Below are 18,765 nucleotides of genomic sequence, written 5' to 3' on the forward strand. Positions count from 1 at the left end.
CATTAAACGCGGTACATATAGCCAAAAGTGAGATTTAACTCGCAAATTTGCTCTACCGGGCGATTGCGGATCGGCGCGTTAAGCAGACTTTACCCACTCTGCAGGCTGACATCATTGGTTGTAAATTGCGCTTCATTCTCTGGAGATAGGGATCACTATGTTGCAACTTTCGGTTGTGCATCGCCTGCCACAGCGGTTTCGCTGGATTAGCGATCGTCATGCCGTGATTGAAACCGACGATGCGGGCTCAGAAGAGCATGACGTTATTGCGCTCAGGCTGATAAGCCATGATGGTGTTCCGGCATGGGAGATTCTGCGAGAACTGAAAGACATGCTGGCCGCCATTCAGGTTGACGGCAAAATCGCCGAGTGCGAAGGGCAGCCCTGCCTTTTTATCCGCCGTTGTGATGAGAGCGCCACGAACTGCTGCCTGAAAAATCAGGGCGTGGCGATTGCGGAAACCTTCATCGGTCACTGAGCGAAACGGAGCCGAGCAGCTCGCGGGTATAAGCCTGTGCAGGTGTGGCAAAGAGTGTCTCACAGTCGCCTTGTTCAACGACCTCGCCCTGACGCAGTACGATGAGCTGATGGCAGAGCGATCGCACCACTTCCAAATCGTGACTGATAAACAGATAACTCAGCTGACGCTGCTGCTGTAATGCCCGTAGCAGCGTCAGAATCTGTTTTTGTACGGAGCGGTCGAGTGAGGAGGTTGGCTCATCCAGTATCAGCAGCTCCGGTTCAAGAATCAGGACGCGCGCAATAGCGATTCGCTGACGCTGACCGCCGGAAAACGCAGTTGGATAGCGATGGCGGCTTTCCGCGTCCAGCCCGACCTCGGTCATGACCGCTTTAACCCCGTTCGTCCTGTTGTGCGGCACTCAGGTGTGGATAATGCACGGCCAGACCTTCGGCAACGATCTGCTGAACCGTCATTCGGGGATTCAGCGCAGAATTAGGATCCTGAAAAACGACCTGAATGCGGCGACGCAGCGGCAACAGCGCTTTTCTCGACAGCTGATGCAGCGGCTGATTGTCAAACCAGACCTCCCCCTGAGCGGCAATAAGACGCAACAACGCCATACCGGTGGTGCTTTTACCTGAGCCTGACTCGCCTACTAATCCCAGACTTTCGCCTCGTTTCAGGCTAAAGCTAAGATTCTCTACTGCAATTTTTTCGCCTGTTTTACGTTTAAACAGGCCCTGACGCAGGGGAAAACTGACGCGCAGGTTGTCCACCTTAAGAATAACCGGCGTATCCGCAGGGAGCGGCACTGCACGACCTTCCGGATCGGCTGCCAGCAGCTGCTTCGTGTAGGCGTGCTGAGGCTGTGTTAGCAGGCGCTGGCCGGCGTTATGCTCAACCACCCGACCAGAGCGCATCACGCTGACGCTGTCTGCCAGTTGGCGAACAATCTTCAGGTTATGGGTAATAAACAGCATGCCCATATTCAGTTCCTGTTGCAGTTCGCGCAGCAGGCCAAGGATCTGCGCCTGAACGGTGACATCAAGCGCGGTGGTCGGTTCATCGGCAATCAGCAGCCTCGGCTGGGTCAGCAGGGCCATCGCGATCATCACACGCTGGCGCTCGCCCCCGGAGAGCTGATGTGGAAAAGCGTTCAGGCGGGAGGCCGGCTGGCGAATACCCACGCGATCGAGACAGCGCAGGATTTCCGCTCGCGCGGGCTCGCGTCGCATGCCGCGATGTAGAGAAAGCACTTCATATAGCTGCTTTTCAATACTGTGCAAAGGGTTGAGTGACACCATGGGTTCCTGAAAAATCATCGCCATCTGATTACCCCGCAGGCCGCGGAGTCGCTGCGCCGATGCCTTGAGCAGGTCTTCGCCTGCCAGCAGAATTTCGCCCTGAGGATAGGCGACGGCGGACGCGTGCAGCAGCCGCATGATCGACAGGGCGGTAACGCTTTTTCCGGAACCGGATTCGCCCACCAGGGCCAGGGTTTCTCCTGCCTCTATACGCAGCGAGACATCGTCCACCACCTGATACAGCTGTTTGCCCTGACGAAAGGCGATGGAGAGATGGTTAACAGCAAGCAGCGGGGTGCTCATTCAGACTCCTTTACTGGGATCAAAGGCGTCGCGCACGGCTTCGCCAATGAAAATGAGCAGCGACAGCAGAATCGCCAGCGTAAAAAAGCCCGATAAACCCAGCCAGGGGGCCTGCAGGTTATTTTTCCCCTGCAGCAGCAGCTCTCCCAGAGAGGGAGAGCCGATGGGCAGACCAAACCCGAGAAAATCGAGCGAGGTTAAGGTGGTGATAGAGCCACACAGGATAAAAGGCAGAAAGGTCAGGGTTGCCACCATGGCGTTGGGCAGGATATGACGCAGCATAATACGTCCGTCACTGACGCCCAGCGCCTGCGCGGCCCGAATATAGTCAAAGTTACGGGTACGCAGAAACTCGGCACGTACGACGCTGACCAAACTCATCCAGCCAAACAGCACGGTAACCAGCAGCAGCCACCAGAAGCTGGGCTGAATCACGCTGGAAAGCAAGATCAGCAAAAACAGCGAGGGCATCCCGGACCAGACCTCAATCAGGCGTTGACCTATCAGGTCCACCTTGCCGCCAAAGTAGCCTTGTATGGCACCGATGACGATCCCAATCACGCTGGAAAACAGCGTCAGCAGCACCCCAAACAGGAGTGAAATGCGCAGACCATATAACAGACGCGCCATAACATCGCCGCCGTTGGCATCCGTGCCCAGCCAGTTCTGCCGGGAGGGCGGCGAAGGGAAGGGCACCTGAGAAGCGAAATTAATACTGTTGGCACCGAAACGGATGGGTGCCCAAAGCGCCCAGCCGTGATTTTCAATGCGCTGTTGCAACCAGGGATCCTGATAATCCGCTGCCGTGGCAAACGGGCCACCATAATCGCTTTCGCTATAGTTAAAAAACAGCGGAGCGTACCAGCGCTGCTGATAATGCACCAGCAGCGGTTTATCATTGGCAATGAATTCCGCGCACAGGGAAAGCATAAAGACAGACAGAAAAATCCACAGCGACCAGTAGCCACGGCGGTGATGACGAAAGCGCTGCCAGCGCTGCTGATTTAGGGGAGAAAGATGCATCACCGGCCCTCAAAATCAATACGGGGATCCACCAGGGTATAGGTCAAATCACTGAGGATATTCATCAGCAAACCTATCAGGGTGAAAATATACAGGGTGCCAAACATCACGGGATAATCGCGCTGGATCGTCGCATCAAAACCCAGCAGGCCCAGGCCATTAAGAGAGAACATCACCTCAATCAATACCGAACTGGTAAAAAACATGCTGATAAAGGTGGCGGGAAAGCTGGCGATCACCAGCAGCATCGCGTTGCGAAACACATGATGGTAAAGAATGCGCCGCTCTGAGAGGCCTTTAGCCCGGGCGGTGACCACATACTGTTTGCGAATCTCATCCAGAAATGCATTTTTGGTCAGCATAGTTAAGGTAGCAAAACCGCCAATCACCGTCGCCAGTACCGGTAGCGCAATGTGCCAGAGATAATCGGTTACCCTGGCGTACCAGGGCAGCGAATCAAACTGTGGAGACGTCAGACCGCGCAGCGGAAACCAGTCAAAATAGCTGCCGCCAGCAAACAGAACAATCAACATAATGCCAAACAGAAACGCCGGAATGGAGTAGCCAATAATGATGAAGGTGCTGCTCCAGACATCAAAGGTACTGCCGTTACGCACCGCCTTTCTAATGCCCAGCGGGATGGAGACCAAGTAGATAATTAAGGTACTCCACAGGCCAAGGCTGACAGAGACGGGCAGGCTCTGTTTGATTAACTGCAATACGGAAGCACTGCGAAACAGGCTGTCGCCAAAGTCAAAGCGCAGATAGTTCCACAGCATGGTGAGATAGCGCTCCCCGATAGGTTTATCGAAGCCGTAACGTCGCTCAATTTCTGCGATGACCTCCGGGTCCAGGCCGCGCGCGCCGCGGTATTGATTATCCCCTGGCGTGACGCGATGCAGGCTGGCCTGGGTGCCGCCGCCTTCACCGCTGCCCGCACCAGGCAGCCCGCTGGTCTGGCCAAACTGGATATTCGCCAGCGCCTGATCGACCGGGCCGCCTGGCGCAATTTGTACAATAAAAAAGTTGAGCGTAATGATGGCCCACAAGGTAGGAATAATCAGTAACAGTCTACGTAAAAAGTAACTTGCCAACCTGGCTCTCCTCAGCGTTTGTCGGCCGGCAGTCGCCCGGCTTTATTCACGTCATACCACCAGTTATCCAGACCTGTGCTGTAGGCAGGTTTAACCGCAGGATGGGAAAATTTGTCCCAAAAGGCAAGTCGCTGCTCGGCGTTGTACCACATCGGGATCATATACGCATTCCACAGTAAAATACGGTCCAGCGCCTGGCCCAACGGCAGCAAGGCGTCCGCATCGTCCTGATGGGCGATGATCTGTTTCACAACGCTATCGACAACGGGGTCCTTGACCCTGGCCGTGTTCCAGGAGGACTGAATATAGTCCGATTGCCAGTTGGCCTGCAGACTGCGTGAGGGGGTTGGCATCGCATGATAAAGATTACTGACCATATCATAGTCACCACTGCGCAGGCGGCGCAGGTACTGCGAGCTGTCAATTTGGCGTAGCGTTAACGTGATCCCCAGCCGCGCCAGATTATGTTGATAAGGAAGCGCCCATTCACTGTTTGCGCCTGCGGGCAGCAGCAGCTCTGCGCTAAAGGGCTGCCCGGTTTTATCATTAATCAGGCGCTGATTCCTGATGTGCCAGCCCGCCTGATTCAGCAGGGACATTGCCTTGAGCAGGTTGGTGCGATCGTAGCCGCTGCCGTCAGTTTGTGGCGGCACATAGGTTTCACTGAAGACTTCAGGCGGTAACTGTGCTGTGAACGGCGTCAGAATGCGCAGCTGCGCGGCATCGGGCAGGCCCCGTGCGGCATAGTGGGTATTCTGAAAATAGCTGTCTGTGCGCTTAAAAGCCTGATAGAAAAGCGTTTTATTCATCCATTCAAAATCGAAAGCCAGCGCCATCGCCTGCCGGACCCGACGATCGCTAAACAGGGCTTTTTCATTATTCAGCGCCAGCCAGCGCGTATCAATTGAGGCGGTATTCGGTGTGGTTTCTTTCACGATCTGTCGATCGTCGAAATGACGCCCCAGATACTGCGTGGCCCATTTCTTTGCCGACGTCTCTTCCCGCAGATCAAAGGCCCCGGCTTTGAATGCCTCAAATGCCACGTTGTCGTCCAGGTAATAGTCGTAACGCATTACATCAAAATTGAACCGGCCACGGTTAACCGGCAAATCTGCCGCCCAGTAATCGTTCACGCGACTGAATTCAATAAACTGGCCCAGCTTCCACTTACTGATGCGATAAGGCCCACTCGACAAGGGGGGCTGGCTGAGCGGCTCGTTAAATTTTCTCGTCTGCCAAAAGGTTTGGGAGATCACCGGTAGCGTCAGCAATCCCAGCATCAGGTCTTTATCCGGGGCCGGTAACCTAATACGCACGGTCTGGCGGTTGAGGGCGGTGACCGTGACGCCGCGATAAAATATCCGAAACTGCGGAACCCCTTCAGTCATAAACTTTTGGAAGGTAAAGGCCACATCCTCCGCCGTAATGGGTGAACCATCCTGGAACCGGGCGCGGGGATTAAGGGTAACGTCCATCCAGCTGAAATCCGCGGGATGACGAGCAGATTCCGCAATGAGGGGGTAATAACTGCTGGTTTCATCGTCCGACGTCGTGAATAAGCTGTCATACAGGGGCCCGGTACCGGCACCGGGATTGCCACGTGAGGCATAGCGGTTGAAATTGTCGTAAGTGCCAATGACGGACAAGACGATCTTGCCGCCCTTGGGCGCGGCAGGATTCACATAGTCGTAGTGACTGAAGTCTTGCGCATACTTTGGCGTCCCAACCTGAGCAAACGCGTAGCTTGTCTGAACCGGGGAAGCGTGCAGCGGAAGGGTAAGCAAGCTACACAGCAGCAGAAGGGCGAAGCGGAGCTGCATAAGGGATGTTCTCTCCTGTGAGTGTCTTGCACCGCAGCGATAATCTACGGCAATTAAAGCATGGGTTACCTGTTTTGACGCTGAAAATAGTCTTTGATCTGCTCCGGGCGTAACGGACGGCTATAAAAATAGCCCTGTAAATAGGTGACGCCGCGGTCGATCAACCAACTGGCCTGTTCGTCGGTTTCAACGCCCTCGGCCACGCTCATCAGATTGAGCCGTTTAGCCAGTTGTAACACCGTATCCAGCACCGGCGAAGTGATCGTTTCCGTTCCGATACTTTGCACAAATCCACGATCGATTTTCAGGTAATCAAAATGGTACTTCTCAAGATAGATTAATGCACTGTGCCCGGTCCCAAAATCATCAACCGCGATTTTAATGCCTCGCTGTTGTAGCCAGTGAAACAGTTCGGCCGCATTCGCGTTCTCGACGACTGCGCGCTCGGTAATTTCAAAAACATACAGAAAATGATCGTGAGGCATATTGTCCTGCCAGTACAGGACATCGTCACGAAAACTGCAGGCGCTGAGATGCAGAGGGGAAATATTTACGCTGATGCAGGTTCCTTTGGGCAGGCTATCACGGAGTTGATGTGCATCGCGGGCGACCAGTTCAAACAGGTGTCGGGTCAGGGGGACGATTTGGCGTTGTGCTTCAGCATAGCTGATAAAAATATCGGGTGGGACCGTTTCACCCGAAGGATGTGTCCAGCGTAGCAGTGCCTCCATACTATAAGATTTGCCATCCTGGGCCGAAACTAAAGGCTGATACTCGACATGAAATTCCCCTCGTCGGATACCCAGGGTGATCTCTTTGCCAGGCCGCTGAAAGCGGGTCAGCAAAAACCAAAAGGCACAGCTGGCGATTAATGAAATCAGCAGGCTGCTCAGCATGATGGTCTGATAGTCACTTGCTGACAGCGTTGAACCGTAGAGAGCAAACTGGAAAGGAAGGCCTTCCAGGGGCGTTTGCATTAGCGGCGGCGGGAGTTGACGATTTCGTACCAGCGTTGGCTGCCAACTGGTCATGGCAGTTTTATGGGCGAGTAAGGCAATCCCGGTGATTTCGGGGTAAGAAGACGCTTTTAGCTGATACGTTGCCAGGCTCAGATTCAATGTCGTAAAAATGCCGGACTGAAGGGTGCCGGGCTGCTTAATCCAGATGGCCAGCACCGGCTTTGTCGGCTGCATCGGCGTACCCGGCAACAACCGAATGTCCCTGTCACGTGTGCTATCCGTTCGGGCTGAGAGCGCGCTAAGCGGCTGAAAAAAGCTTCCGGTTGCGGAAGAGCAAAACGCGTTGCCGTCTTTAACTAAAATAATGGCGCGTATGTCGCCGGCAAACGCGGCTCGCGCGGTTAACTCATGATTACCGATATAGCATTCTGACTGAACGAACGGAAGCAGGGGGGAAAGCGTGTCCGAAATAAGCGTCTGGACGCTACGTTGAAAGTCGTTACTACTGTCGATGAGCAACTGTTTATGTTGGCTTTCCCGACGATGTTGGGTTTCGATGAGCAAAACAGAGGTTAACAACAAAAAAAACAGACTGCCAATAATCGCGCTATTCCACGCGATTTGACGAGGATAAGTTGCCTGGCGTATCAGCGCCCGCGACAATGGCATGAAGTGCTTCCCCTGATCAAAATATAAAACTTACTGGTGCGCAATCGCCCGAATATTTGCGTCTGAGAATATAACGAGTCTGTTAATAATGTCTCGTTATTATTTTGATAAACAAGTATTTTTAGGGGGATTCGAGGGATTAAAAAAAAACGCTGCCTGGGCAGCGTTCTGTTTTTCTCTGGCTGAGAGGACATTCGGGAGCTGCATTAGCTCGGGTTGCGACTTAAGACCCGCCGCGCTTCGCGATAACGTTTCTTCCAGTAATCTTCATTAAGGCTGGAGATCATGACACCGCTGCTGGTCGAAGCATGAACAAAGTTGTCATTGCCGAGGTAGATACCGACATGACGGCCCGTTGAGCCAGCACGGAAGAGAACTAAGTCACCCGGTCGCAGTCTGCTGCGAGAAATCTCTTTTCCCGTTCCCTGCTGTTCGGACGTTGAGCGAGGAAGATCCAGACCAAACTGTTCGCGGAACGTACGCTGAACGAAAGCGGAACAATCAATACCACGCTTGGTATCACCGCCAAGACGGTAACGAACACCTTTCCAGCTCGCGTATTGATCCATGATGCGCGTCTTAACATCAACGTTGCGCACCATCTCTTCGAACTCATCCTGAGACGCTTGAAGTAAAAAACCATTCTGGTTGTTAACTTCATGATTCTCGTTTTTAACGGTGTTATGGGTACTGCTACAAGCTGAGAGGAGAGTTGCCAGCGCCAGAGCGGGCGCAATCCGCCAGATATATCTCAGTATTGGTTGAGACTTGACCATTATTCGGGTTTTCCTTCGAAGTCCTTACGACAAGATTGTCGCCAGCCAGATGACAAAACGGAATGAGATTAATAAGCCAGTCAGAACAAGACAATGCTTTAATTATAAAAATGTGTAAATCACCACATTTTATCTATTAAAGAATGCTTAATACCGCGTCTTCTTTTCTCACTGCGACCGAGATTAACCGATTCCAGAGGCCGTGGCGAGCGCTTTTAATCAAATTCTGATAGGTTTTTTTGATACTTATCAAACTTAAATAACTTGTTCACTTTATCAACAGTTATTCAAGGTGATAACAGGATGAAAGGGGTGATCTGGCGCTAATTCCAGGCTTAGTGCGGGCTGGGAGAAGGTCTGCAGAGTAACTATCGCCGAAGGCTGAAGAGAAGTCCTGCTTTATCATCGGGTTCGGATGTTTTTTGGTTAGCTTGCTAATTATTTCCATAGGTTTTTTATAAGTGAGGGCGGGTTATAATTTAATCATAATTCCGCCCTCGCTAATTAATTACTATTAGGGTTTATTTTTACCCGGTAATTTGTGATAAAACCAATTAACCAGATAATCACTTGCCGGCGTTAATAGCCACCAGCTTAATCCCACTAACGCCACGGAAAGCGATCCGACTGCAATATCGCTAAACCAGTGCGCGCCTGCCATGACGCGTGGCAGCGAGAACAGCCCCACAATGACAACACCCACTAAAAACGTACGGAAGCCGAAATAACGCCACATGAATGCCGCAAAGATAATGAGCATCATGCCATGATCGCCCGGAAAACTGTCGCTTGACGCATCTTTGGCTGGGATACCCGTTAACTCACTGACGCGGTGAACGTTCTCAAAGAACAGCGTCGGGCTGGCGTGTTTTTCTGGGATCAAATGGCCCGCCTGGTTCAAAACGACCGCTGTCAGCAACATCGTAATGCCAATGGCAAACATACGACGGCGGCCCGCAGGCGTTTCCCGCCGCCACAGCCACAGATAGAGTAACCCCATCGCCAGCAACGACACGGCGTCAAAACCGCGAAAGTTAGTGATGGCGACCAGCAGGGCAAAGCCTGGGTGATCCACCATTTCATTATTAAACGCGAAGAAAATCCCTTTATCGATATCAAACCAAAACCCGTGATGGGGCGGTAAATACCATGAAAAAAACAGCACCAGTCCCAGTGCGTTAAGCAACAGGATGGTGACAAGGCGTGTTGCGTGCATAATTCTGCCCTAGTAAAAAATAACCGCCGACCTTAATCCTGTCAGCTTAAACGAAACCTCAACAAAGCAGATTGTAAACTATTCCAGTCGGCAGATGAGGAATGAATCATCTCAATGCGACTGTCAGGTGGGGTTGCGGCGAGAATTTCAACATGCACGTCTTCTCCCTGACGGTTAATGCTGACGCATCCTTCGGGGATGCGCAGCACGCCTTTAACCCGATCGACGGGGGCAAGCCGCGCCCATTCCAGCAAAGGAAGGCTATCAAACACCGTTTCGTGGTCAAAAATCCAGCCGCAGGCGACATAACCCTGACCCTCATTCACCGCCCGACGCCATGACGCGCGCCCGTCGAGTCGCAAGGCTGCGATACCGCTGCCCGGGGCCGCAGCGTGATGATGGTGGACCGGATGCGGAAGAGCGCGCGGTTTCCCGCGCGGACTGTCAAGTAACGCCAGGGGAATCTGACCGAACTCGGCAGTAACAAATTCACGATCGTCCTGATGGGTGGCAAGCCACGCCTGGAGGCGCTGCCGATCGGCCTCGCGCCAGCAGTCGCGTTTATTGCCGACAATAATGTCGGCCGCGGCCAGCTGATCGCGAAAGTTTTCATTTTCCGTTACACGCCCGTCGGCGAGCTGGCGGGCGTCCAGCAGGGTTAGCGTGGCCTGCAGTTCGATCCAGGGTTGATAAACAGACGACGTCAGCATCTGTAGCAGCTGGCGTGGATGGCCCAGGCCCGTGGGCTCAATCAGCAGGCGGTCGGGCTTGTTTTGTTGAAGCAGCCTGTTTAGCCCGACCTGCATGGGTAGCCCATTAACGCAACACATGCAGCCGCCGGGGATCTCCTTTAACGTCGCGCCACGGTTGGCCAGTAACGCGCCATCAATACCAATCTCACCGAATTCATTGACCAGCACAGCCCAGTTTTCATTCTGGGGCTTGTGCGCAAGCAGATGAAGCAGCGTGGTGGTTTTTCCGCTGCCTAAAAATCCGGTGAGAAGGTTAACGCGTGTCATGCCAGTGACTCCTGTAGAGAAAGAGGGTGGTGTTATAATATAACACTACCTGTCAACCCGGCGTACAGCGCGCGTTATCAGTCGGCACGTCCCATATAGCGACGCTCGGCAACATGGATGCGAATGCGATCGCCGTTGCTGAGGTACTCGGGAACCTGAATGATCAAACCGGTAGACATTCCCGCCGGCTTAGTGCGGGCACTGGCCGATGCGCCTTTGATACCGGGTGAAGTATCCACAATATCCATGTCCACCGTTTGTGGCAGCTCAAGCGCCAGCACCTGGCCATCCATCGTGAGTACCTGAATGCCGGGAATGCCACCTTCCGGGATGAACAGCAGCTCTTCTTCTATTTGCGCTTTTTTAAAGGAATAGGGCGTGTAATCTTCGTCGTCCATAAAGACGTATTCATCACCATCAATATAGGAGAAGGTAACGCTGCGGCGGCTCAGGGAGATGGCCTCAATGATCTCGTCGCCCTTAAAGCGTTCTTCCACCTTCGTACCGGTGCGAACATCGGTAAAACGCATTTTATAAAGCGTTGCCGCACCGCGCGCGCTGGGGCTCTGGACATCAATATCCTTTACCAGCAGCAGTTTTCCATTGTGGGTAACGGCCATTCCTTTTTTGATTTCATTCGCCTTTGGCATTGCTGTTCTCACTTGCAGAGTAATAGTGCGCGCAACGTTACTCGCGCGGTCGTGAACAGGCAAGATAGCGCGAAAAATTTTGTGGTCGCGGATCAGTGGCAGTGCAGGCGGGCGTTTATCTTCAGGCAGGATGAAGTGACTCAAGCCTCTCGCTCTCTGGGCATCGCGCTTCTTGCGAAAGCACGTTAGCCGTGGCAGGAAAAAATTTTTACGCGGCAAGGGATTTCGACGCTTTAAGCGTTCTGCTATCGTCCACCTTTGACACTATACAGAGAAATTCAAGATGGAATGCCGTTCAGGCTGTGGTGCATGTTGTATTGCACCCAGCATTTCTTCACCCATACCTGGTATGCCCGACGGGAAGCCAGCTGGCCATAAGTGTGTTCAGCTCGATGAAAACATGCGGTGCAAAATTTTCGGTCATCCTGACCGTCCTCGCGTCTGTGGCTCGCTACAGCCGAGTACTGCGATGTGTGGCGATAATCGCGAGCAGGCAATATTCTGGCTTGGTGATTTGGAGAGAGCGACAACGCCAGGAATTTCAGTTGTGCAAAACGATGAGCAGTGAGCTTAATGCTTCGCTGTAACGCACAAGCGATAGCGCTGATTTAACGATGTGTTGAATTACCGTTAATGTATAAAGCAATACCTTTTCTGTATACCTGAGTCAGTGATCTTAAAAAAACCAACCTGGTCAGAACATCCTGAGATTTCCTGTTAAACGGGATGTACCTTCGTTTGATTCTGAGTCGTTAGATCTGGCCAATCTTCAGATTTGATTCTATAACGCCCTGAAGCCGCGGCGTTCTGTTTATAGGTGGTTCATGGAAAGAATGAATGGAGACACTTACGCGTATGGACAATTTTTATCAAGAGTCTGATTTGGTTGGGAATTTTTGTGGCCCTTTCAGAGGCAGTATCGATTATTGTCTCATTGATATTCACTGATTTTATCCATGGAAATCCACACAGAAGTAAAAGTAATGCTGTTTCTATGATGGAAATTTTTCCATTAATAATGGGTTTTATAGCGATAATTGGCGTCTTTATTGTATTTTCACTCTCACAGGCTATTCAGGTAATTATGCTGCGAAAACTGTATCCAGCATTTGGTCGCCGTTCCTGTTTATTCGTCGCCCTTGCGACGCCGTTGGTTACGATTGTGACCTGGTATAGCTATGATTACCTGACGCCCACCGATTTTAGTTTTGTCGGAGCGGATTGGGTGCCGCCCTATCAGCATGGTATAAGTTTCACGAGATATTTCTTAACACTCGCATACCAGTGTATGGTAACGGCATTTAGCATGCTCTATTTTGATTATGAGGTCAGGGAACGCTCAAAAAAATCAGTGTTGCTGGGGACTCTTCTCATAACGATTATTGCTGGCGCTTTGTGGGGATATCACGATGCAACGGTACAATATCATTTTATAGATAATCCTGCAGATTCTCCTTCTATAACCGATTCTTAAGTTCATCACTTTTGAACTGTGCTCTTGCGCATTACCCTCCATCTTTGCCATAGCGTTTGTCAGGTACGCTTTAATCGTCCTTGTTTTAAGCTCCACCATTCAGAGTTTAAATAGCGAGAAACGGAGCGTTCACTTCATTGCGTCCAGCCGACTTCAGCGTACGCCCGGACGGTAAACGGCAAGACTCAACGCCAGATTCGCCGTCCAGAGTCGGTAACGTTTTGTTTTTAAAAGCAAATCTGACGAGCCAGAGAAAGACCCGTCAGATGATGGCTATCGGTCTCACCTGATTAGCACCGTAATTTTGCCTGGCTAGGGCGATAACTCTTCAAGCGATTTCCCTTTGGTTTCAATGGCGAAGAGCAGGGTAATCATTCCGCCGATTAGGGCAATCACGGCGAACGCAATGAAAACAAACCGGATCCCAAATCCCGATACAATGAAACCCACCATCAGCGGCCCAACAGACGACCCGGCGCGCAGCCAGGCGCTGGAAAAGGCAGTACCTGTCGCGCGAAGTCTGGTCGGATACAGTTCGGCCGAATAGAGATAAAGTGAAAAGGCAATTGTTTGTAAAATAGCATAGGCCATGCTGCCCAATATCAGTATCTGCCATGGCGTATTGGCACCCAGTACACACAGCACGATGAGCGGAATAATGGCCAGCATAAATGCCCAGGTGTACCAGCGCTTACGGCCTACTTGATCGATCTTAAAGGCACAAATGACAGAGGCAATAACGCCACAGGTAGAGGTAATCCATCCATAGGCCAGGCTGGTTTCTAATGGCAGATGAAACAAGGTTCTGTACATAGTAGGAAACCAGGTAATCATGCCGTTGTTAACGGTATAAACCGTGAGCCACAATCCCCACAGCATAAACGTGCGGGATTTGTAGATACCTGAAAACAGCGCCTTTACGCCGCTGGACGAGGCGGGCATCACCGGTACGGGTTTTATTACAGGCTCGGGTAATGACATACCACGACGAAGGGCTTCTGCTTCAAACAACTGAACGACTTTTTCAGCCTGTTGATGGCGGCCTTTAGAGACTAACCAGCGCGGAGACTCTGGCATAAACCAACGCAAAGGCGCCGCCAGAGCTGAAGGGATCAGGCCAATAAGAAACATGATTTTCCAGCCATAAATGGGCACCAGAAAGAATCCGATAAGGCCAGCACACATCATGCCGACTGGAAAGATCACTTCATAAAGCAGAAAAAACCGACCCCGCTTCTTTGCACCGACAAATTCGTTGATATAGGCACTGGCAACGGGAACCTCAGCACCAATGCCCAGTCCCTGCAAAAAACGAATGATCAGAATTGACCAACCGTTCCAGGCGAACAGGCAGGCGGCATCCATAATCACAAACATCACGATGGTGATACGTAAAACACCAATCCTGCCAATTTTTTCTGCCAGCGTACCAAAAAAGAGCGCTCCCACCAGTTGCCCAATATAGCTGGCTGCAATGATCAGACCGACGAACGTCGGCGTAAGCCCCCATTCCTGCGTCAGTTGTGGCAGGGCAAACGCGATGGCAATAATGGTATAGGCATCAAAAAAAGTGGACAGCCCTACCACAACACGAATCGCCATTAACCGGCGTGTGATGGGCAATCGCTCAAGCCGTGCCAGTAATACTGATGCGTCGGCGGGATGAGCGTGGCAAGCGATAACCTGAGTTGACATAGTTACACCCTGTTGCGTGATGGATATGGGGCAAACATGCAAGACGACGCGCGTTCCTGAGCCATGCATTTGCAGCCACTCACTGACGGTAGTTGCATAAAACCTGTGCAAAATGGATAGTGTGAAAACGTTAATGCAATCGTTTTCACATGAGTTATCGTTGGTTTAATATCCCGCTGCGTCAATTAAGCGGCTTGATTAATTGTTAACGTGTTCACATTCCGCTCTCAGGCAATCGAAAAAGCGTGAAACAGGTCATACTCTCTTCAATAGCCTTTACGGGGATGCTCAGGCTGGGGAGAACAATGAGAGCCTAAGCGTTGAAAATCGTATTCTTCAGGCGTGACGACAAAGAGAAATGCGGCCCCCACGCAGTGCATGTTAAGGGCGTATCCCGTTGTTATAGCGTCTGTTGTATAGTATTGCCGTCTGCAGAGGGATCTTTGCCACCCACATTAATCCTCGGAGTGATATATGGATCAGGAAAGCCAGGAAAAGGAACAGTCGGATAAAAGGCTGATAACGATGCGTGATGTTGCTAATGCCGCGGGCGTAAGCATCTCCACCGTATCGCGAATTCTGGATGAGAGGCTTCCGCAGTCAAAAAGCGCGTCAGCTGAAAAGGTTCGCCAGGTTGCCCGTGAACTTGGCTATCGGCGTGATTATGTTGCCTCCAGCCTGCGCAGGGGCGATACCGGCACGCTTGGCGTTCTGGTTCCGCGTATGACGGATGCGGTGACGGCGATGCTGTTTGAGGCTATCGCGACAGCAGCTTCACGACGCGGCTATTTTGCCATCGTGGCGACCTGTGGTGACGATCCGCAACAGGAAAAAGCGTCCGCAGAATCCCTACTGGACAGACGCGTTGACGGCCTGATTCTTTCAACCTGTCGTCTGGGCGATCCGCTTCCCCAGACCCTGCGGGAGCGCGAAATACCGCACGTGCTGGTATTGCGTACGGATGGCGTAAGTCCCTCTTCCGTTGGCGATGACGAAATGGGTGGCTACCTTGCAGCGCGTCATCTGATCGATTTAGGCCATAAAAAAATCGGGATGATTGGTGGACCGGATTTTGCGTCCAATGCGTTGAATCGTCGTAAAGGTTTTGAACGGGCAATGAGTGAAGCCGGTTTGCCTGTTCGGCCAGAATGGTGCCGTTCGTCTGACTTTAATATCAAGTCAGGCGAAGATGTGGGGTCGTCAATGTTGAACCATACCTCGCGGCCAACCGCAATTTTTGCCGTCAATGATGAGATTGCGATTGGGGTCATGGCTGCGGCGCATCGTGCAGGCATGACCATCGGCAAAGACCTGTCACTGGTCGGATACAACGATATCCCCCTGGTCAGCCGCTTGCCTGTCGCATTGACCTCAGTGCGAACACCGCTGGAACATATTGCCGGTAATGCTGTAGATATGCTTATCCATGGCAGGCATGAACCCCATTTATCGACCATTATTCCTACGTTAATTCCGCGAAAATCCACGTCTTCTCCTCATCAGTAATCGTTCCTTTAATGACCGCATTGCGAATGTAATGTGGTCATTAACCCGCTGGGATCCCGATCGCAAACTCTCTTCGTCTCCCAAAGCGTTTTGTGATAACTGCCTCATTTATCAATCGCCGCTGGTTGACGCGATGAAATTAGATTGCCAATTTATCTTATGTGAAAACGATTGCAGTAACGTTTTCATATTGTGGTCACTTTGACTGAACCTGTGACTAAAAGTATTTCACATCAAGGAGTTAATCATGATTAATATCGACCTAAGAGGTTTAACCCCTGCGCCTGTCACCCCATTCACGCGCGAAGGGCAAGTGGATTTTGACGCGATTCAACGTCTGGGCAGTTGGCTGGGAAGTATCGACGGCGTAAAGGGGCTGGTGGTCCTGGGTCATGCTGGCGAGGGCACCTTTCTGACGCAGGATGAACAGGCCGACGTGATTCGGGCATTTGTAAAATCGGTCGAAGGCAAAATCCCCGTTATTGCCGGTATTACCGGGGAAGGCACCGAAGTCGCGGCGCGTGAGGCAAAGCGCGCTGTCGAGGCCGGTGCGGCTGCCGGTTTGCTCTATCCCTCACACGGCTGGTTGCGTTTTGGATACCAAGACGGCGCACCTCAGGATCGCTACCGCGTCGTGTATGAAGAGAGTGGTTTACCGCTTATTTTATTCCAGTACCCGGATGTGACCAAAGCCACCTATAACCTGAAAACGCTGCTGGATATTTCCGCGCAACCCGGCGTGTTTGCGATGAAAAATGGCGTGCGTAATATGCGGCGGTGGGATACTGAAATTCCCGTCATCCGCCGTGAACGTCCCGATCTACAGATTCTGACCTGCCACGATGAATATCTGCTGCATACCATTTTTGATGTTGATGGCTTCCTGGTGGGCTACGGCAATATTGCCCCTGAGCCGCTGATTGAAATGATTAACGCAGGTAAAGCGCAGGACTATAAGAAAGCACGTGCTTTACATGATCGACTGATGCCTGTGACTAAAGCGGTTTACCATCGTGGCTCACATATGGAAGGCACTGTCGCACTCAAACATGCGCTGGTTGCGCGTGGCATTCTGGAACATGCCACTGTCCGTTCACCGCTGTTACCGCTGGGTGACGGAGCGGCCGAAGAGATTCATGCCGCAATGCGTTCTGCTGAGCTGGGCCGGGTGAAATAAAACGGGCGAGTCTGGCAGGCAGGGCGCCTTCATGTGGGAACTGCCTGTCGTCGCGGCCTAAGGCTATTCAACGTATCTCTGGGATAACCCGGTTTACTGACCGGCAGCCAGCCAGAGAAAAAAGGCATCAGCGCGATAAGAATTTACACCCTCAGTGCACCTGATACGCAGAAAACGGTTATTTAGCCGCGTGCCATTTCTCTGTAGGACATACCGATAAATAACCCGTTGCAACCTTGCGGAGTGAAAGGAAGCCTGTACCGGCCTTGAGTGTGGGCTGGAACGGTGTAAACCGCAGTCAGAAGGAATGGGATCATGCTACTACTACAGTTTATGACCGTGCTTTTTTTTCTGTTTTTGGGAATGCGTATTGGCGGTATCGGTGTGGGGTTTGCAGGTGGGGCGGGTGTAATCATGTTGTGCGCGCTGGGTGCCACGCCTGGCGATCTGCCCATGCTGGTAATGGTATTTATTATGGTGGTGATCGTCGCCATATCGGCCATGCAACAGGCAGGCGGCATTGATTATCTGGTGCAACTGACAGAACGTGCCTTAAGTCGCTATCCGCGGTTGTTGGTGATTACGGCACCGCTCTCAACCTGGTTACTGACCATGATGGCCAGTACCGGGCAGGTCTCTTTTGCCTGTATGCCCGTGATTGTGGCTGTGGCCAGAGATAATCACCTTCGTCCAACCCGCGCATTAGCGCTTTCCGTTGCCGCATCCTTACTGGGTATTGTGGCATCGCCCATTTCTGCAGCCGTGATTTTTCTCTCTGGGATTCTGGAACAGGGACCGCATGGTTGGGGCTATATTGAACTGATTGCCGTGACCATTCCCGCCACCTTCATGGCGCTTTTCTGTTCCGCCTTGTTTTACCTGTGGTGGGATCGCTTACGTCACACAGACCAGCTTGCGCATCAGGATGATGCGGTAAACACCGTACAGCATTCGCATTCCGCTCTCCACGGCAGACGTTCAGTACTGATTTTTATTGTCGGCCTGGTGACAGTGCTGATTTATGCCATTATCAGCAGCCCTAAAATGGAGATCATGACTCGCCCCGTTCTCAATAGCGGACAGGCACGGATTGCCGTAATGCTAACGGTGGCGATGGCTATCGTCATGTTCTGTCGGGTGAATGTGCATACGATTCCGGGATCGTCGGTGTTTAAAACCGGAATGACGTCTTGTATATGCATACTGGGTGTGGCCTGGCTGGGTTCCACATTTATGGAGAGCAATCGTCTGTGGTTGCAGGATAGGGTGGCGAGCTATTTTCTGGATTCCACATGGTTACTGGCGTTGATTATCGTACTGGCATCATGTTTTCTCTATTCTCAGGCGGCATCGACCAAAATTTTATTTCCGATGGCCTTAAGTATGGGCATTGCGCCCGCCACGCTTGTTATCTGTTTTCCCGCTACCGCGTCCCTGTTTATCTTACCGAACTATCCCACATTGCTGGCCGCCGTTGCGCTGGATGATACGGGATCCACCCGCCTTGGCCGAAGGATAATCGATCACCCGTTTATCCTGCCTGGCCTGCTGGCTACCGGTCTGTCGATGCTTTTTGCAGCAGGTTTAGCAAGGCTGTTCTAACCTTAAGGACATCAT

Annotated in this window: 15 protein-coding genes and 1 pseudogene; 6 read left to right on the forward strand and 10 right to left on the reverse strand. The window is 51.9% G+C overall.

Features of this window, described 5'->3' with window-relative positions; all coding sequences use genetic code 11:
* Positions 1–157: 157 nt before the first annotated feature.
* Entirely contained in the window at positions 158–478 is a 321-nt protein-coding gene (locus P9J57_RS07195) for a YejG family protein (RefSeq protein ID WP_013026453.1), read from the forward strand.
* Here P9J57_RS07195 and yejF read toward each other — a convergent pair.
* The 9 genes and pseudogenes from yejF to yeiP form a co-directional block, all read right to left on the reverse strand.
* Positions 465–2,070 (reverse strand): annotated as a pseudogene (yejF, locus tag P9J57_RS07200) (microcin C ABC transporter ATP-binding protein YejF). The gene P9J57_RS07195 and the pseudogene yejF overlap by 14 nt on opposite strands.
* A complete protein-coding gene (locus P9J57_RS07205; RefSeq protein ID WP_029569011.1) occupies positions 2,071–3,093 on the reverse strand; it encodes an ABC transporter permease in 1,023 nt (340 codons plus the stop codon).
* Positions 3,093–4,187: a microcin C ABC transporter permease YejB gene (locus P9J57_RS07210; RefSeq protein ID WP_015699894.1), complete on the reverse strand. Its 1,095-nt coding sequence runs from the start codon at positions 4,185–4,187 to the stop codon at positions 3,093–3,095. Before P9J57_RS07210 ends, P9J57_RS07205 begins: the two co-directional genes overlap by 1 nt.
* An 11-nt stretch (positions 4,188–4,198) precedes the next feature.
* A complete protein-coding gene (locus P9J57_RS07215; protein WP_210531581.1) occupies positions 4,199–6,007 on the reverse strand; it encodes an extracellular solute-binding protein in 1,809 nt (602 codons plus the stop codon).
* A gap of 65 nt (positions 6,008–6,072) precedes the next feature.
* Positions 6,073–7,635, reverse strand: coding sequence for a cyclic di-GMP phosphodiesterase (locus tag P9J57_RS07220; RefSeq protein ID WP_014605412.1), 1,563 nt, complete (start codon positions 7,633–7,635; stop codon positions 6,073–6,075).
* A 206-nt stretch (positions 7,636–7,841) separates the two neighbouring features.
* Positions 7,842–8,411, reverse strand: a complete 570-nt coding sequence (gene mepS, locus P9J57_RS07225; RefSeq protein WP_013026447.1) for a bifunctional murein DD-endopeptidase/murein LD-carboxypeptidase — start codon at positions 8,409–8,411, stop codon at positions 7,842–7,844.
* Positions 8,412–8,925: 514 nt separating this feature from the next.
* The gene (locus P9J57_RS07230; RefSeq protein WP_015699897.1) at positions 8,926–9,627 is read right to left on the reverse strand and encodes a phosphatase PAP2 family protein; all 702 of its coding nucleotides are present in this window, start codon (positions 9,625–9,627) and stop codon (positions 8,926–8,928) included.
* A gap of 41 nt (positions 9,628–9,668) precedes the next feature.
* The gene (locus tag P9J57_RS07235; protein WP_210531582.1) at positions 9,669–10,646 is read right to left on the reverse strand and encodes a CobW family GTP-binding protein; all 978 of its coding nucleotides are present in this window, start codon (positions 10,644–10,646) and stop codon (positions 9,669–9,671) included.
* Between the two features lie 77 nt (positions 10,647–10,723).
* A complete protein-coding gene (gene yeiP / locus P9J57_RS07240) occupies positions 10,724–11,296 on the reverse strand; it encodes an elongation factor P-like protein YeiP (protein ID WP_015699899.1) in 573 nt (190 codons plus the stop codon).
* Between the two features lie 283 nt (positions 11,297–11,579).
* On the opposite strand from yeiP, the gene P9J57_RS07245 reads away from it, so the two are divergent.
* Together P9J57_RS07245 and P9J57_RS07250 are read left to right on the forward strand one after the other, a co-directional pair.
* The gene (locus tag P9J57_RS07245) at positions 11,580–11,864 is read left to right on the forward strand and encodes a YkgJ family cysteine cluster protein (RefSeq protein ID WP_014594124.1); all 285 of its coding nucleotides are present in this window, start codon (positions 11,580–11,582) and stop codon (positions 11,862–11,864) included.
* Between the two features lie 330 nt (positions 11,865–12,194).
* The gene (locus P9J57_RS07250) at positions 12,195–12,770 is read left to right on the forward strand and encodes a hypothetical protein (RefSeq protein WP_210531584.1); all 576 of its coding nucleotides are present in this window, start codon (positions 12,195–12,197) and stop codon (positions 12,768–12,770) included.
* Positions 12,771–13,082: 312 nt separating this feature from the next.
* Here the strand turns inward: P9J57_RS07250 and P9J57_RS07255 are convergent, their stop codons facing one another.
* Positions 13,083–14,465 carry an MFS transporter gene (locus P9J57_RS07255; protein ID WP_028715357.1) on the reverse strand — a complete coding sequence of 461 codons (1,383 nt, stop codon included), beginning with the start codon at positions 14,463–14,465 and terminating at the stop codon, positions 13,083–13,085.
* 474 nt (positions 14,466–14,939) lie between these two features.
* Here P9J57_RS07255 and P9J57_RS07260 point away from each other — a divergent pair, with 474 nt between their 5' ends.
* From P9J57_RS07260 to P9J57_RS07270, 3 genes are all read left to right on the forward strand, one after another.
* On the forward strand, positions 14,940–15,971 hold the full coding sequence (locus P9J57_RS07260; protein ID WP_028715356.1) for a LacI family DNA-binding transcriptional regulator: 1,032 nt from the start codon (positions 14,940–14,942) through the stop codon (positions 15,969–15,971).
* A 247-nt stretch (positions 15,972–16,218) separates the two neighbouring features.
* Complete coding sequence (locus P9J57_RS07265; protein ID WP_013026440.1) at positions 16,219–17,148, forward strand: dihydrodipicolinate synthase family protein; 930 nt, start codon at positions 16,219–16,221, stop codon at positions 17,146–17,148.
* Positions 17,149–17,463: 315 nt separating this feature from the next.
* Positions 17,464–18,750: an anaerobic C4-dicarboxylate transporter family protein gene (locus P9J57_RS07270; RefSeq protein WP_174261453.1), complete on the forward strand. Its 1,287-nt coding sequence runs from the start codon at positions 17,464–17,466 to the stop codon at positions 18,748–18,750.
* The last annotated feature ends 15 nt before the right edge of the window (positions 18,751–18,765 follow it).

This window comes from Pantoea sp. nfd-35 (genome assembly GCF_056892255.1).